The organism is Gemmatimonadetes bacterium SCN 70-22, from assembly GCA_001724275.1.
Taxonomy (GTDB): domain Bacteria; phylum Gemmatimonadota; class Gemmatimonadetes; order Gemmatimonadales; family Gemmatimonadaceae; genus SCN-70-22.
This window is the reverse complement of sequence record MEDZ01000004.1, coordinates 70,143-85,802: the sequence shown is the minus strand read 5'-3', so window position 1 is coordinate 85,802 and position 15,660 is coordinate 70,143. Positions and strand designations below refer to the sequence as shown.

At 69.5% G+C, this 15,660-nt stretch carries 18 protein-coding genes; all 18 read left to right on the top strand.

Features of this window, described 5'->3' with window-relative positions:
- The first annotated feature begins 4 nt into the window (after window positions 1–4).
- The 18 genes from ABS52_03355 to sdhA all read left to right on the top strand — a co-directional run bounded on the left by ABS52_03355 (window position 5) and on the right by sdhA (window position 15,618).
- On the top strand, window positions 5–1,381 hold the full coding sequence (locus ABS52_03355) for a DNA repair protein RadA (protein ID ODT04811.1): 1,377 nt from the start codon (window positions 5–7) through the stop codon (window positions 1,379–1,381).
- On the top strand, window positions 1,381–2,100 hold the full coding sequence (locus tag ABS52_03350) for a hypothetical protein (protein ODT04649.1): 720 nt from the start codon (window positions 1,381–1,383) through the stop codon (window positions 2,098–2,100). The genes ABS52_03355 and ABS52_03350 overlap by 1 nt, the downstream gene beginning before the upstream one ends.
- Before the next feature lie 100 nt (window positions 2,101–2,200).
- A complete protein-coding gene (locus ABS52_03345) occupies window positions 2,201–2,827 on the top strand; it encodes a threonylcarbamoyl-AMP synthase (protein ID ODT04810.1) in 627 nt (208 codons plus the stop codon).
- Between the two features lie 111 nt (window positions 2,828–2,938).
- Window positions 2,939–3,397 (top strand): hypothetical protein, encoded by a 459-nt coding sequence (locus tag ABS52_03340; protein ODT04648.1) that lies wholly within the window; start codon window positions 2,939–2,941, stop codon window positions 3,395–3,397.
- Entirely contained in the window at window positions 3,394–4,218 is an 825-nt protein-coding gene (locus ABS52_03335; GenBank protein ODT04647.1) for a hypothetical protein, read from the top strand. The genes ABS52_03340 and ABS52_03335 overlap by 4 nt, the downstream gene beginning before the upstream one ends.
- A gap of 15 nt (window positions 4,219–4,233) precedes the next feature.
- Complete coding sequence (locus tag ABS52_03330; GenBank protein ID ODT04646.1) at window positions 4,234–5,022, top strand: hypothetical protein; 789 nt, start codon at window positions 4,234–4,236, stop codon at window positions 5,020–5,022.
- 7 nt (window positions 5,023–5,029) lie between these two features.
- Window positions 5,030–6,037 carry a type I glyceraldehyde-3-phosphate dehydrogenase gene (locus ABS52_03325; protein ID ODT04645.1) on the top strand — a complete coding sequence of 336 codons (1,008 nt, stop codon included), beginning with the start codon at window positions 5,030–5,032 and terminating at the stop codon, window positions 6,035–6,037.
- A 9-nt stretch (window positions 6,038–6,046) separates the two neighbouring features.
- Window positions 6,047–7,243 carry a phosphoglycerate kinase gene (locus ABS52_03320; GenBank protein ODT04644.1) on the top strand — a complete coding sequence of 399 codons (1,197 nt, stop codon included), beginning with the start codon at window positions 6,047–6,049 and terminating at the stop codon, window positions 7,241–7,243.
- A 5-nt stretch (window positions 7,244–7,248) separates the two neighbouring features.
- The gene (locus ABS52_03315; GenBank protein ODT04809.1) at window positions 7,249–7,998 is read left to right on the top strand and encodes a triose-phosphate isomerase; all 750 of its coding nucleotides are present in this window, start codon (window positions 7,249–7,251) and stop codon (window positions 7,996–7,998) included.
- A gap of 66 nt (window positions 7,999–8,064) precedes the next feature.
- A complete protein-coding gene (locus ABS52_03310) occupies window positions 8,065–8,448 on the top strand; it encodes a preprotein translocase subunit SecG (protein ID ODT04643.1) in 384 nt (127 codons plus the stop codon).
- Between the two features lie 27 nt (window positions 8,449–8,475).
- Window positions 8,476–9,591, top strand: a complete 1,116-nt coding sequence (locus tag ABS52_03305) for a carbamoyl phosphate synthase small subunit (protein ODT04808.1) — start codon at window positions 8,476–8,478, stop codon at window positions 9,589–9,591.
- A 74-nt stretch (window positions 9,592–9,665) separates the two neighbouring features.
- On the top strand, window positions 9,666–10,028 hold the full coding sequence (locus ABS52_03300) for an integration host factor subunit beta (GenBank protein ODT04642.1): 363 nt from the start codon (window positions 9,666–9,668) through the stop codon (window positions 10,026–10,028).
- Between the two features lie 141 nt (window positions 10,029–10,169).
- Complete coding sequence (locus ABS52_03295; GenBank protein ODT04641.1) at window positions 10,170–10,415, top strand: hypothetical protein; 246 nt, start codon at window positions 10,170–10,172, stop codon at window positions 10,413–10,415.
- On the top strand, window positions 10,415–10,852 hold the full coding sequence (locus ABS52_03290; protein ODT04640.1) for a hypothetical protein: 438 nt from the start codon (window positions 10,415–10,417) through the stop codon (window positions 10,850–10,852). The genes ABS52_03295 and ABS52_03290 overlap by 1 nt, the downstream gene beginning before the upstream one ends.
- Window positions 10,849–11,832 (top strand): cyclic pyranopterin phosphate synthase MoaA, encoded by a 984-nt coding sequence (locus ABS52_03285; protein ID ODT04639.1) that lies wholly within the window; start codon window positions 10,849–10,851, stop codon window positions 11,830–11,832. The genes ABS52_03290 and ABS52_03285 overlap by 4 nt, the downstream gene beginning before the upstream one ends.
- Before the next feature lie 91 nt (window positions 11,833–11,923).
- Window positions 11,924–12,850, top strand: coding sequence for a malate dehydrogenase (locus ABS52_03280; GenBank protein ID ODT04638.1), 927 nt, complete (start codon window positions 11,924–11,926; stop codon window positions 12,848–12,850).
- Between the two features lie 99 nt (window positions 12,851–12,949).
- Window positions 12,950–13,705, top strand: coding sequence for a hypothetical protein (locus tag ABS52_03275; protein ODT04637.1), 756 nt, complete (start codon window positions 12,950–12,952; stop codon window positions 13,703–13,705).
- Entirely contained in the window at window positions 13,705–15,618 is a 1,914-nt protein-coding gene (sdhA, locus tag ABS52_03270) for a succinate dehydrogenase flavoprotein subunit (protein ID ODT04636.1), read from the top strand. The genes ABS52_03275 and sdhA overlap by 1 nt, the downstream gene beginning before the upstream one ends.
- Window positions 15,619–15,660 lie beyond the last annotated feature (42 nt).

Below are 15,660 nucleotides of genomic sequence, written 5' to 3'. Positions count from 1 at the left end.
GACGCTGCGCAACCGGACGGTCTATCGCTGCACCGAGTGCGGCGCCGAGCACCCCAAGTGGGCGGGGCGGTGCGACGCCTGCGGCGAGTGGAACACCCTCGCCGAGGAGGTGGCCGCGCGCCCCCCGAAGGCGGCGTCCCGCTCCCGCGCCGCGCCCGGAGCAGCGTCCGGCGCCGGCCCATCGCCCCTCGTGCGCCTGCGCGACGTGCGCTCGGCGCGCACCGCCCGCCTTTCGTCCGGCATCAGCGAGTTGGACTTCGTCCTCGGCGGCGGGATCGTCCCCGGCTCCATGGTCCTCGTGGGCGGGGAGCCCGGCATCGGGAAGTCGACGCTCCTCTTGCAGGTGGCGGCCTCGCTCACCGCCGGCGGAACCGAGGTCCTGTACGTCTCGGGAGAGGAATCGCCCCTCCAGGTCAAGCTGCGCGCCGAACGGCTGGGCCACGCCGATGCCGTGCAGCTCCTGTGCGAGACCTCGCTCGAGGCCATCCTCGAGACGGCCACCGCCGCGAGTCCCGCCGTCGTGGTCATCGACTCCATCCAGACCATGGCCACGGAGGAGCTCGAGGGCGCGCCGGGCAACGTGGGACAGGTCCGCGAGTGCGCCGCCCGCCTCATGCGCTTCGCCAAGTCGTCGGGGGCGACGGTCCTCGTGGTGGGACACGTGACCAAGGGCGGCGGGATCGCCGGCCCCAAGACGCTCGAGCACATCGTCGACACGGTGCTCTACTTCGAGGGCGAGGGGACCGGCGATCACCGCATCCTGCGCGCCACCAAGAATCGCTTCGGCTCGGTGGACGAGATCGGCGTCTTCCGCATGACGGAAGATGGGCTGCTCGGGGTGGGAAACCCGTCGGCGCTCTTTCTCGGCGATCGCGAGGGGCGCGCCTCCGGGAGCGCGATCACCGCCCTGCTGGAGGGGACACGTCCCGTGCTCGTCGAGGTGCAGGCGCTCGCCGCCAAGGCGGGGTTCGGCACCCCGCAGCGGGTGGCCACCGGATTCGACGGACGCCGCCTCGCCTTGCTCCTGGCGGTGCTCGACAAGCGGGCGGGGCTCTCCTTCGCTCCCCTCGATGTCTTCCTCAACGTGGTCGGCGGGCTGCGCATGCAGGAACCGGCCGGTGACCTGGCCGTCGCGGCCGCACTCGCATCGAGCGTGTACGACCAGGCGCTCCCGCCCGACGCCGTCTTCATCGGTGAAGTGGGACTCGCCGGCGAGATCCGCCCGGTGTCGCAGGCCGAGCGGCGACTGGCGGAGGCGGCCCAGCTCGGATTCCGCACGGTGTACCTGTCGGAGCGCGGCGTCCCCCGACGGACGCCGGACGGGGTGCGCGCGGTCGGCGTCGGTTCGTTAGGCGGCCTGTTCAAGGGACTGTTCCGGTGATGCACGACCACGCGGCGGGCGCCGATCACCCCGGGGGGGAAGGACACGACGGGCACCCCGCCGAGCGCGCCCCCGGCCACCTCCCGCGCCAGGCGGCCCCGCCCGAGCTGCGTCCCGACACCGCGGCCAGGCGCGATGTCGGCGTGATCATCGTCGCGGCCGGAAGCGGAAGCCGGACGGGGAGCCGGGAGCTCAAGCAGTTCCGGTGGGTGGCGGGAAAGCCCATGCTCCTGCACAGCATCCAGGCCTTCCACCGCCGGGCCGACGTGGCGCAGGTCGTCGCCGTACTCCCGCGTTCGGTCGCCGGCGACCCGCCCCCGTGGATCTTCCAGTGCGACGTCGATCGCCTCCTGGTCTCCGTGGGAGGGCGCGAACGCATGGACAGCGTGTGGAGCGGGATCGAGGATCTCGACGACGAGGTGGAGATCGTCGTCGTCCACGACGCCGCGCGCCCGCTGGTGACCGACGCGACGATCGACGCCGTCATCCGCCAGGCCCGTGCCGGGACGGGAGCCATCGCCGCCCTCCCCGTGGTCTGCGAACCGTCGATCGCGCCCGCCTCTGGCGCGCGCAGACGCCCCAGGCCTTTCCCAGGGAGATGCTCGAGCGCGCGCACCTCGAGGCGCGCCGCGCGGGAGTGGGGGCAACGGACGATGCCGCCCTCTGCGAGCGACTCGCCTTCCCGGTCGTCGTGGTGCGGGGGAGTGAGCGTGCCATGAAGGTCACCGAGGAAGAGGATTTCGCCCGCGCCGACGCCCTGGCGCACCTCCCGGAATGAGCGCGGGGACGCTCTCCACCCCGTTCTGGTCCCCACCGGAAGTGGAGGCATCGCTCGGGACCACGATCGACCACCTGCGGAATCGCGGCGTCCTCGCTTATCCCACCGAGACCGTCTACGGCTTCGGGACGGCGGTGGACCACGATGCGGTGGAGACGCTGGTGCGCCTGAAGCAGCGCCCGCCGGCCAAGCCGTTCCTCCTCCTCATCGCCGGGAGCGACATGCTCACCCGCCTCGATCTCGCGCTGACGAGTGACGCCGCGCGCCTGGCGGCACGCCATTGGCCCGGACCACTCACCCTCGTGCTCACCGGTGGCGACCGGCGCGTCCCCGCGCGGCTGCGCGGACCAGAGGGTGGCGTCGCGGTACGCTGGACCTCGCACGAGGGGCTGCAGCGACTCCTGCGCGCCTACGGCGACCCCATCACCTCGACGAGCGCCAATCGCCCCCGGCAGCCACCAGCCATGTCGGCCGGGGAGATCGTGCAGCAGTGGCAATCCGAGATCACCCGCGGCATCATCCGGGTCCTCGACGGCGGGAGGCTCGTCGCGTCGCCCCCCTCCACCGTCGTCGACTGCACCGGACGGCGCCCCCGTGTCATTCGCCCGGGCGCCATCCCCTCCGCGGTCCTGCGGGAGAGCGTCCCTCACTTGATGGGGGAGTTCTAGGCGGCTCGTCGCGGCGACTGCGAAACGCGTGCGGGGCAGGTAACTTTCAGGATCCCAGGGACGACGTCGACCGCTCGTCACTCACCTCACCGCCGCCACCCTCCGCCGTACGTGAAGATCCTCTTCGTCTGCACCGGCAACACCTGTCGCTCCCCGCTCGCGGAGGCCATTGCCAGGCGCGAGGCGATCGGGCGTGGCCGTGAGGACGTCGAGGTGGCGAGCGCGGGAACGAGCGCCTGGGATGGCGCCCCGGCTTCGGACGGCGCCCTCCTCGTCGCCCTCGAACGCCACCTCGACCTGGGGGGGCACGCGGCCCGGCAGCTCACCCCGGATCTGGTGGCATGGGCCGACCTCGTCCTCACCATGGGGCCGCACCATCTCGAGCGGGTCCAGGCGTTAGGCGGTGACGGCAAGGCGCAGGTCCTGACCGCGTTCGCGAAGGATGCTGGCGATCCCGCAGGGGTGTCCGACCCCTTCGGCGGCGACCTGGAGATGTACCGGGCCACCTTCGACGAGCTGCAACGCGAGATCCGGCGCGTCTTCGACGCCCTGGCGACCGAACGCGCGTGACGGGGCACCGTCCCGGGCGGCTGGTCCTCATCGGCCACCCGGTGGCCCACTCGTTGTCACCTGCCTTCCAGAACGCCGCGCTGCGGGACGCCGGGATCCCCCTCACCTACGAGGCGCTGGACGTTCCACCCGCGGCCTTGCCCCACGCCTTGCGCCTCCTGCGCACCCAGCGCGCGGCAGGAAACGTCACCGTCCCGCACAAGGAATCGGTCTTCACCGCCTGCGATGTGCTGACGCCGCTGGCCAGGCGCGTCGGTGCGGTGAATACCTTCTGGACCCGCGACGACGACGCCCTGGTCGGCGACAATACCGACGTCGCGGGCTTCGAGGCCCTGGCCGACGCCCTCGGCGTCGTGCGGGCGCATTGCGTGGTCGCGTGCATGGGGAGCGGGGGCGCCGCGTCGGCGGTCTGCGCCGCGGTGGAGCAGTGGCCGGGAGCCCTCGTGCGACTGTGGGCGCGAACCCCACAGCGCGCGCGCGCGCTGGCCGCCCGATTCGGCGATCGCGTCCGGGTCGCGCCGTCGCTTCGAGACGCGCTGGACGGCGCCCAGCTCGTGGTCAACGCCACTCCCCTGGGGCTGCGCGACGAGGACGTCCCGGTCGCGCCCGACCAGCTGCCGCGTGACGCTCGCGTGATGGACCTGGTGTATCGTCGCGGCGAGACGCGCTGGGTACGGGAGGCGCGGCGTGCAGGTCATGCCGCGTGCGACGGACGGGAGATGCTCCTGGTGCAGGGGGCCGCGGCCTTCGAGCAATGGTTCCATCGTCCGCCCCCCCTGGAGGTCATGCGACGCGCACTGGAGGCGGCCGCCGCGCGATAGCCCGCCGCCTCCACGATGACGGAGTGGCGAATGGCAGCGTGGTGGAACGCGGTGGTGCGCACGGCGCGGGAGCATGTCGAAGCGCTCGTCCTCCCCCGCATCTGCGTCTCCTGTGACGCCCTGATCCCGGCGGCGAGCGAACGGATGGTCTGCCAGCTCTGCTGGGCCCGTGTCGCAACGCTCCCGCGCCCCAGGTGTGAACGCTGCGGGCACCCCCGTGCGATCACGGCGAGTTGTCGCTGGTGCCCGCTCCTCCCACCCTACGTCCGCGCGGTGCGGTCGTGGTGCTGGGTCCCCGGTGGCGTTGCCGAGCGCCTGGTGTACGCGCTCAAGTACGAGGGGTGGCACGGGGTCGCGGTGGAGCTGGCCGCGCGCGTGGCGCGTCTCGACTGGCCCGAGGACGTGCGGCGCGAGTGGGCGGCATTGGTCCCCGTGCCGCTGTCGGTCGAACGCGAGCGGTCGCGCGGATTCAACCAAAGTGCGAAGCTGGCCGACGCGCTGGCTCCACACCTTGGGGTGGAAGTGTGGCACGATGTCCTCCAACGCCCGAGGGCCACGCCCTCCCAAACGCGATTGACACCGGAACAGCGTTTGCACAACGTTGCCGACGCCTTCCGGGTCGCCGACGGGGCGTCATCGAAGCTGCGTGACGCCCATGTCATCCTCGTCGATGACGTCGTCACCACCGCCGCGACCCTGAATGAGTGCGCCGCCACGTTGTGGAACGCTGGGGCGCGGATCATCAGCTACGTCACCTTCGGCCGGGCCCGCTCCGCGGGCGACGCGCCGCTATCGCGAGGATGAGCGCAACATGGCACTTCGGGTTGGCATCAACGGCTTCGGGCGCATCGGGCGCCAGGTCATTCGTGCGGCGAAGGAGCAGGGGGCGGCGATCGACTTCGTCGCGGTCAACGACCTCACCGACACCAGGACGCTGGCGCACCTCTTCAAGTACGACTCCGTGCACCGGACCTACAAGGGAACCGTCTCGCACACCGAGGACTCGATCACGATCGACGGCGACACGATCAAGGTGTTCGCCCAGAAGGATCCGGCCGCCCTCCCCTGGAAGGACCTGGGCGTCGACGTCGTGCTCGAGTCGACGGGTCGCTTCACGAACGCCCCCGACGCGCGCAAGCACCTCGACGGCGGGGCGAAGAAGGTCATCATCTCGGCCCCGGCCAAGGGCGAGGACATCACCGTGGTGATGGGCGTCAACCACGAGAAGTACGACCCCGCGTCGCACCACATCGTCAGCAACGCCTCGTGCACCACGAACTGCCTGGTGCCCATGGTGAAGGTCATCCGGGATACGTTCGGCTTCAGGCACGGCTCGATGGTGACGATCCACTCGTATACCAATGACCAGCAGATCCTCGACCTGCCGCACAAGGACCTGCGCCGTGCCCGCGCCGCGGCCGTCTCGATCATCCCGACCACGACCGGTGCCGCCAAGGCCACCTCGCTCGTGATTCCGGAGGTCAAGGGCAAGATCGACGGCATCGCCATCCGCGTCCCGACCCCCGACGTCTCGCTCACCGAGCTCACCGTCGAAGTGGAGCGCCCGGTGACGATCGCCGAGGTCAACGCGGCCTTCGCCGCCGCCTCCGAGGGAGCACTCAAGGGAATCCTCGCCTACACCGAGGTGGAGCTGGTGTCGGCCGACTACATCGGAAATCCCTTCTCCTGCATCCTCGACGCGAAGAACACCAACGTCATCGACGGCACCATGGTGAAGGTGTCCGGCTGGTACGACAACGAGTGGGGCTACGCCAGCCGCTGCGTGGACCTCATCACGTACGTCGGGGCCAGGCTGTAGGCCCGGTTCATGAACAAGCAGACCATCCGCGACCTGACCGACGCCCAGCTGCGTGGGCGTCGGGCCCTCGTTCGTGTCGACTTCAACGTCCCCCTCGACGAGAGGGGGAACGTGAGCGACGACACCCGAATCGTCGCCGCGCTCCCCACGCTCGAGTACCTGGCGGGGCACGGGGCGCGGGTCGTCCTGCTCTCGCATCTCGGGCGCCCCAAGGGGGGCCCCGACCCGAAGTACTCGCTCGCCCCCGTCGCACGACGACTCGCCCAGCTCACGAAGTATCCGGTCACTTTCCACGCCTCCTCGGCGGATGAGGGGGCCGTCGCGGCGTCGCGGGGACTGGCCGACGGCGAGATCCTCCTCCTCGAGAACACGCGCTTCCATCCGGGGGAGGAGAAGAACGACGAGGCGCTCAGCCGTGCCTTCGCATCGCTGGGCGACCTGTACGTCAACGACGCCTTCGGCTCGGCACATCGCGCCCATGCCTCCACCGCCGGCGTCACCGCCTTCCTCAAGCCGGCCGTGGCCGGCTTCCTCATGGAGCGCGAGCTCGACTACCTGGGCAAGGCCATCGCCGAGCCCCGCCGCCCCTTCATCGCGATCCTCGGCGGCGCCAAGGTATCGGGAAAGATCGACGTCATCGAGGCGCTCCTCCCCAAGGTGGACGGCCTCCTGATCGGTGGCGCCATGGCGTGCACGTTCTTCGAGGCGATGGGGCTCGAGACGGGCAAGTCGCTGGTGGAGCCCGACCGGGTGGAGCTCGCGGCCTCGCTCCTCGAGCGGGGAGGGTTCCGCCTCACCCTCCCGCACGATGCGGTCGTCTCGACCGCGATCGACAACGGCGCCGGCGCCCATGCCACGCGGCGCGACGCCATCCCCGCCGACGAGGCCATGTTCGACATCGGCCCCGACACGATGCGCTCGTATGCCCGCGCGATCGCCTCGGCCAAGACGGTGCTCTGGAACGGACCGATGGGGGTCTTCGAGAACCCGCCGTTCAACGAGGGGACGCTCGCCATTGCCCGCGCGATGGCAGAGGCGACCAAGGGCGGGGCCACGACCATCGTGGGCGGCGGCGACTCGGCGGCTGCGGTCGCCGAAGCGGGGTTGGACAGAGCGATGAGCCATGTCTCGACCGGTGGCGGCGCCTCGCTCGAGTTTCTCGAGGGGAAGGCGCTCCCGGGGGTCGACGCCCTCGACGAGAGGTGAGCCCGGTGCAACACCCTGTCTTCGCCGCCAATTGGAAGATGAACCACGGGCCGAGCGATGCCCGGGCCTTCATGCGCTCGTTTCTCGCGCACTACGCCCGCCGCCCCGACCGGCAGGTCATCTTCTTTCCTCCCGCCGTGAGCCTCACGACGGTCGTCGATGCGCTCAAGGAACGGCAGGACATCGTCGTCGGCGTGCAGAACATCCACTGGGAGGACAAGGGCGCCTTCACCGGTGAGCTCTCCGCCGGCATGGCCCGCGACGCGGGGGCCACGCTGGCCCTCGTCGGCCACTCGGAACGTCGGCACGTCTTCGGGGAGCGCGACGAGGAGACCGGACTCAAGGTCGCCGCCGCGGTGCGAGCCGGTCTCCTTCCGATGCTGTGTGTAGGGGAGACGCTCGAGGAGCGCGAGGCCGGTGCGACCGAGCAGGTGGTCCTCCGCCAGCTTCGCGCCGGGCTGGCCGACATCGACCCGCACCATGCCGCGAGCCTGCTCGTGGCCTACGAACCGGTGTGGGCCATCGGGACCGGGCGAACCGCGACGCCCGACGACGCCGGCGCGATCCACGTGATCATTCGCCAGGAGCTCGTGGGAATGCTGGGAGAGCGGGCGCAGAATGTCCCGATCTGCTACGGCGGGAGCGTGAATCGCGGCAACGCGGCGTCGCTCCTGGAGGCTCCGGAGGTCGACGGATTGCTGGTCGGGGGGGCCTCGCTGGACGCCGAGGGGTGGTCGACGATCGTTCGCACTTGATTCGGGCGCGTAAGTGCCGCAATATTCCGTGCTTAGCACGAACACGCCCAACCCAGCGCCAGGCGCATGTACACCTTCCTGCTCATCATCCTGATTCTCGTCAGCCTCGCCGTGATTGCGGCGGTCCTCCTGCAGTCGGGGAAGGGGGGCGGACTCGCCGCGTCGTTCGGTGGCGCGTCGTCGTCTTCCGACTCGTTCATCGGGACGCGGCAGGCGGGGAACCTCCTGACGCGCGTGAGCTGGTGGGGGGGCGGAATCTTCCTCTTCCTCGCCTTCGTGTTGCAGCTGATGTCCGTGCGGACGCGGACGCCGAAATCGATCCTGGACACGCCGCTCACGCAGTCGCCCGCCACGGCGCCGGCTCCGCAGGGACAGGCACCGGCGGCCGCTCCGGCCGTCCCCCTCGAAAAGGCGCCCGCGACTCCCGCTCCCGAGACCAAGAAGCAGTAGTCCCCTGACGTGACCTCTCACGACGAAATCCCTGGGTTCCTTCTCCTCGAGGACGGAACCCTTTTTCGTGGCCGCCACGCCGGCCACGCCCCGATGACGGTGGCCGAGGTGGTGTTCACCACGAACATGACCGGCTATCAGGAGACCTTCTCCGACCCGTCATACCGTGGCCAGATCGTGGTCATGACCGCGCCCATGATCGGCAACTACGGTGTCAACGCCGAGGATCCCGAGTCCGATCGCCCTCAGGTTGCCGGCGTCGTGGTCCGCGAGCTATCGCGCACCTACTCCAACTGGAGGGCGAGCGGCGATCTCCTCAGCTGGCTCTCCGCCGCCAACGTCCCGATTCTCGAGGGCGTCGACACCCGGCAACTGACCAAGCACCTGCGGTCGGCCGGCGTGATGCGAGGGGTCATCGCCGCGGGCACCGAGGTGACCAAGGAGGTGCTCGCGGCGCTCGACGCCTGCCCCTCCATGGAGGGGCTCGACCTCGCGTCGGTCGTCACGACAGATCGCACCTTCACGTGGGGGAGCGAGTCAGCTCCTTACCGCATCGTGGCTTACGACTACGGGATCAAGCAGAATATCCTGCGCCTGTTCGAGGCCAACGACTGCCACGTCACCGTCGTGCCGTCCACGACGCCCCCCGAGGAGGTGCTGGCGCTCAAGCCCAGCGGCGTCTTCTTCTCCAATGGACCGGGCGACCCGGCGGCGGTCAGCTACGCCCCGCACGCCATTCGAACGATCGGCGATGCCGGCGTCCCCGTCTTCGGGATCTGCCTCGGCCACCAGATGATCGGCCTGAGCTACGGGGCGTCGACCGTGAAGATGCCGTTCGGGCATCACGGGGGGAATCACCCGGTCAAGGAGCTGGAAACGGGGCGCGTCCTCATCACGTCGCAGAACCACGGTTTCGCGGTGCAGGGGGACGAACACGAGATTCCCGGGGCTCCGTCGCTCCAGGTGACGCACGTGAACCTCAACGACGGGACCGTCGAGGGGCTCCGTCACCGCGACCTCCCGATCTTCTCGGTGCAGTACCACCCGGAGGCCGCGCCGGGTCCGCACGACGCTCGACCGCTGTTCAAACAGTTCATCAAGGCGGTCCGGGACGGGGCAGGGCGAAGTGGTCCAAACGCTTGACACACAATAGCTAAGCGTTCTATGTTCGACCGAACTTTCGAGCGCCTGGACCCCGTCCTGTTCGAGACCACGCAATGACCAAAGCCGACCTCGTCGAGCGCGTCACGCAGCAGATTTCCCGCACGGCCGGTCCCATGATCTCCAAGAAGGACTGCGCGCGTGTCGTGGACGCGTTCCTCGACGCGATCAAGGAGGCGCTGCAGGCGCAGAAGAACATCGAGGTCCGCGGCTTCGGCACCTTCAAGATCCGTCACCGCAAGACCCGCATGGCGCGCAACCCCCGGACCGGCTCGCCGGTCGAGGTGTCGGCTCGTCCGGTCCCGGTCTTCAAGCCGTCCAAGGAGCTTCGTGCCATGGTGGCCGAGCTCGAGCCGCTCGAAGGCGCGGTGGAGGATTGGGATGACGATCATGAAGAAGAGGAGATGAGCGAGGCATAGCGCCGGTCGCCCCTCCCGAGTCGCCCAACGTGCCCCGGTCGCCCCGCGACCGGGGCACGCCTGCTTTCGGAAGCGATCCGGGCGGGCGAGCCGGACACCTCCCCGTTGCGCGACGGGAGGCACCCCATAGTCTTCCTCCGTATGCCGACTGTACGCGTTCTCCTCTTTGCCTCGTATGCCGAGGCGCTTGGCGCCACCGCGATCGACGTCGAGGTGGGCGGGGCGGCCCGGGTGCGCGACGTGCTGGCCACGGTGCGCGAGCGCCCGGGGGCCGACCGCCTCCCGCCTGCTCCCCTCGTCGCGGTCAACGCGAGCTACGCGCGCCTCGACGACCTCGTGCGGGATCGCGACGAGGTGGCGATCATTCCTCCGGTGGCGGGGGGGTGATGCGAGTCGCCCTCGTGACGACCCCGATCGACGCCGCGGCGCTCGTGGCCGAGGTGAGCTCCGCCTCGTCCGGGGCGACGACGCTCTTCGTCGGGACCGTACGTGACGTCAACGACGGACGGGAGGTACGGGGCATCGACTACTCCGCGTACGAGGCGATGGCCTTGAAGGAGATGGAGGCAATCGCCAGCGAGGCGGTGGGGCGCTTCGGGACGCCGCACGTGGTGATGGAGCACCGCCTGGGCTACCTGGCGCTCCGCGAGGCGAGCATCGCCATCGTGGTGTCGCACCCGCGGCGCGCCCCCGCGATGGACGCGGCGCGATACCTGATCGAGGAAGTCAAGAAGCGCGTCCCCATCTGGAAGCGCGAGCACTACGCGGACGGCACGCGCGAGTGGGTCGATCCCACGCGCGCCCACGAGGAGGCGGGGCGATGAGCGAGGTGGTACTGCGCGACCAGTTCGGGCGCGGGATCGAATACCTGCGGATCTCGGTCACCGATCGCTGCAACTTCCGCTGCCTGTACTGCATGCCGCTGGAGGGGATGGAGTGGCTCCCCAAGCGCGACATCCTGTCGTACGAGGAGATTGCCGAAGTGGTGCGCCAGCTGGCCCCCTTGGGGCTGCGGCGGCTGCGGATCACCGGTGGCGAGCCCACCATCCGGCCCGACCTCCCGGCGCTGGTCCGCCAGCTGCGCGAGATCGCCGAGATCCGTGACATCGCCCTGTCGACGAACGGGGTCAAGCTCCCCCAGCTGGCCGGCGCGCTGCGCGAGGCGGGGCTCGACCGGGTGAACATGAGCGCGGATTCGTTGCGCCCGGATCGCATCGTGGCGATCGCCCGCCGCAACCTCGGGCTCTCACCGGTCCAGGCGGCGCAAGCCGCTGAGGATGCAGGGCTTGGGCCCATCAAGATCAACGTCGTTGTGATGCGCGGCATCAACGACGACGAGGTGGTCGACTTCGCCCGTCTGGTCATGGACCACCCCTGGCACGTGCGCTTCATCGAGCTCATGCCGGTCGGCGAGATGCGCGACCTCACCTGGGAGCACGTGGTGCCGAGCGAGGAGGTCCTGCAGCGGGTCGCATCCCTCGGGGTCCTAACGAGCGACGAGGGGCCCAAGGGGAACGGGCCGGCGCGCTACTTCCGGATCGGGGACTCCCCCGGCACGGTGGGGGTCATCACCCCGATGACGCACACCTACTGCAGCTCGTGCAACCGGGTGCGCCTAACGGCCGACGGGCGGCTGCGGACCTGCCTGTACGGCGACCATGAGGTCAACCTGCGCGATCCGCTGCGCCGCGGCGAGCCGCTGGAGCCGCTGTTCCGGAAGGCGCTGGCCGAGAAGCCCAAGGAGCATCACCTGCTGCAGATGCAGGTGGGCGGGCTGCGCGCCCTGTCGCAGGTGGGCGGGTGAGGTGCGCCCGGGGGGCGGATGTTGATCCCCCCCTGTGCGCCGGATAGCTTGGGAGCATCACGTCATCGCTCCTTTCACACGATCCAAATACATGGTCAACAAGATCACGGTCGTAGGCGCTGGCAACGTGGGCGCAACCGCCGCGCAGCGCCTTGCCGAAAAGGAACTCGCCCGGCAGGTCGTCCTCGTCGACGTCGTCGAGGGGATCCCGCAGGGCAAGGGGCTCGACCAGTGGCAGTCGGCGCCCATCGAGCTGTACGACACGCGGATCATCGGCACCAACGGCTACGACGAGACGGCGGACTCGGACATCGTCGTCATCACGGCCGGCATCGCCCGCAAGCCGGGGATGTCGCGTGACGACCTGATGAACACCAACGCGGGCATCGTGAAGTCGGTGTCGGAGAGCATCGCCCGCACCTCGCCTAACGCGATCCTGATCATCGTGTCCAACCCGCTCGACGTCATGTGCCACGTCGCGATGAAGGCGTCGGGCTTCCCGCGCCAGCGGGTGCTGGGAATGGCCGGCGTCCTGGACACCGCGCGCTATCGCGCCTTCCTGGCCGAGGCGCTGGACGTCTCGGTGCGCGACATCCAGGCCATGGTGCTGGGCGGGCACGGGGACACGATGGTCCCGCTGATCTCGTACACCACCGTCAGCGGCATCCCCGTGACGCAGCTCATGGCGCGCGACGTGCTCGACAAGATCGTCGATCGCACGCGCAACGGGGGGGCCGAGATCGTCTCGTTCCTCAAGACCGGCTCGGCGTATTATGCGCCCTCCGCGGGAGCGGTGCAGATGGTCGAGGCCATCGTGCAGGACCAGAAGCGCATCCTCCCGTGCGCGGCCTGGCTCGAGGGGGAGTACGGGATGTCGGGGCTCTTCCTGGGCGTCCCGTGCAAGCTCGGGCGGAAGGGGCTGGAGCAGGTCATCGAGGTCGAGCTCACGAGCGCCGAGCGGGTCGCGCTGGGGAAGAGCGCCGACGCCGTACGAGAGCCAATGTCCAAGCTCGGCTGACGGCCACGGGGACGGGGCGCGCGGATCGTGCGCCCCGTCCCCGTCTCGGCTCCCCTCGCCCCACACCCTTTCCCCTTCTTCCACATGGCAATAGCTGCGATGCCGGCGCGTGATTCGTCCCGGGTGTCGACGAGTCGTCTGCGCCGCTTCTGGGACTCGAGCGTCGGCAAGAAGGTCGTGATGGCCGTGACCGGGATCATCGGCATCGGCTTCGTCGTCGGGCACATGGCCGGCAACCTCCAGATGTTCAAGGGGACCGGCGCCGCCCAGGCCATGCACGACTATGCCGTGCTCCTGCGCAAGACCGGCGGTCTCCTCTGGCTCGTCCGCGGCGTCCTGCTCGGTGCCGTCGCGTTGCACGTGACGGCGGCGCTCCAGCTCATCGCGCGCAACCGGGCCGCGCGCCCCGTCGCGTACGGCCTGCTGAAGCCCCAGGTCTCGACCATCGCCTCCCGCACGATGCGCGTGGGCGGGATCATCCTCCTCGCCTTCATCGTCTTCCACATCGCCGACATGACGTTCGGCCTCGGGGTGCCGGACTTCCGTCACCTCGATCCCTACAACAACCTGCGCAACGGCTTCAGCCGCTGGTGGGCGCTGGCGTTCTACCTCGTCGCGATGGCCGCACTGGGGTTGCACCTGTACCACGGCGCCTGGGCCTCGCTGCGGACCCTCGGCGCCCGCCGTCCCTCGTCCCAGCCGCTGCACCGCAACATCGCGATCGCCATCGCGGTCATCACCGCCCTCGGCTTCGCGGCCGTCCCCATCGGCGCCGCCCTGGGTCTCTTCACCGACGACACGCCGATCATGGAAGAGCGCCAGACGGTGAGCGCGTTCACCGAAGGAGCCCGCTGATGGAACTCAAGTCCGGGATCCCCAGCGGTCCCATCGCCGAGAAGTGGGACAAGCACAAGTTCGAGATGAAGCTCGTGAACCCCGCCAACAAGCGGAAACACCACATCATCGTGGTGGGGGCAGGGCTTGCGGGCGCCTCCGCAGCGGCGACGATGTCCGAACTGGGTTACATCGTGTCGTGCTTCTGCTTCCAGGATTCGCCGCGCCGCGGCCACTCGATCGCCGCCCAGGGCGGCATCAACGCCGCCAAGAACTACCAGAACGACGGCGACTCCATCCAGCGGCTCTTCTACGACACGGTCAAGGGAGGCGACTTCCGCGCCCGTGAAGCCAACGTCTATCGGCTCGCGCAGATCTCGGTCAACATCATCGACCAGTGCGTGGCCCAGGGCGTCCCCTTCGCCCGCGAGTACGGCGGTCTCCTCGCCAACCGCTCGTTCGGCGGCGCACAGGTATCGCGCACCTTCTATGCCCGTGGACAGACAGGGCAGCAACTCCTCCTCGGCGCGTACCAGGCGCTCGAGAAGGAGGTCGCGAAGGGCGGGGTGACGATGTTCCCGCGCACCGAGATGCTCGACCTCATCGTCATCGACGGGCACGCGCGCGGCATCGTGACGCGCAACCTCGTGACCGGGAAGATCGAGACGCACCTCGGCGACGCCGTCGTGCTGGCGACCGGCGGCTACGGCAACGTCTTCTACCTCTCCACCAACGCCAAGGGATCCAACGCCACCGCCATCTGGCGCGCCTACAAGCGCGGTGCCGCCTTCGGCAACCCGTGCTACACGCAGATCCACCCCACCTGCATCCCGCAGAGCGGCGACTACCAGTCCAAGCTCACGCTGATGTCGGAGTCGCTGCGCAACGACGGTCGCGTCTGGGTCCCGAAGAAGGCGGGTGACACGCGCCCACCGCACGAGATCCCCGAGGGCGACCGCGACTACTACCTCGAGCGCAAGTACCCGTCGTTCGGCAACCTCTCGCCGCGCGACATCGCCTCACGCGCGGCGAAGGAAGCCTGCGACAGCGGGCGCGGCGTCGGCCCGGGCGGGCTCGGCGTCTACCTCGACTTCCGCGACGCCATCAACCGCCTGGGGCGCGCCAAGATCGAGGAGCGCTACGGGAACCTGTTCCAGATGTACCAGCGCATCACCGACGAGGACCCGTACCAGGTCCCGATGCGCATCTATCCCGCGGTGCACTACACCATGGGAGGGCTCTGGGTCGACTACAACCTGATGAGCACGATCCCCGGCCTCCACGTCCTTGGCGAGGCGAACTTCTCCGACCACGGGGCCAACCGCCTCGGGGCCAGCGCGCTGATGCAGGGGCTGGCCGACGGGTACTTCGTCATCCCCTACACCATCGGGCACTACCTCGCGAGCAACAAGCTCGCCCCGATCTCGAAGGACCACCCCGAGGTGCGGGCCGTGGAGCGCGACGTCGAGGAGCGCACCCGTCGCCTCCTCGGCATCAAGGGGAAGCGTACGGTCCAGTCGTTCCATCGTGAGCTCGGCAAGCTCATGTGGGACAAGTGCGGGATGGCGCGCGACGCGCAGGGGCTGCAGGAGGCGCTCGCGTCGATCCCCGCCATCCGGGAAGAGTTCTGGGAAAACGTGACCGTCCCCGGGAGCGGCGATGACCTCAACCAATCGCTCGAGCAGGCCGGACGCGTGGCCGACTTCCTCGAGCTCGCGGAGCTGATGTGCCGCGATGCCTTGCACCGCGAGGAGTCGTGCGGCGGTCACTTCCGCACCGAACACCAGACCGAGGACGGCGAGGCCAAGCGCGACGACGAGCGGTTCACGTACGTGGCGGCCTGGGAGTACGCCGGTGATGGGAAGGCCCCGATCCTGAACAAGGAACCACTCGTGTTCGAGAACGTGCACCTGGCAACGCGGAGCTACAAGTGAGCGAGTCCTCGCCCGCTTCGGCTCCGGTGCCGACCCCTCGTC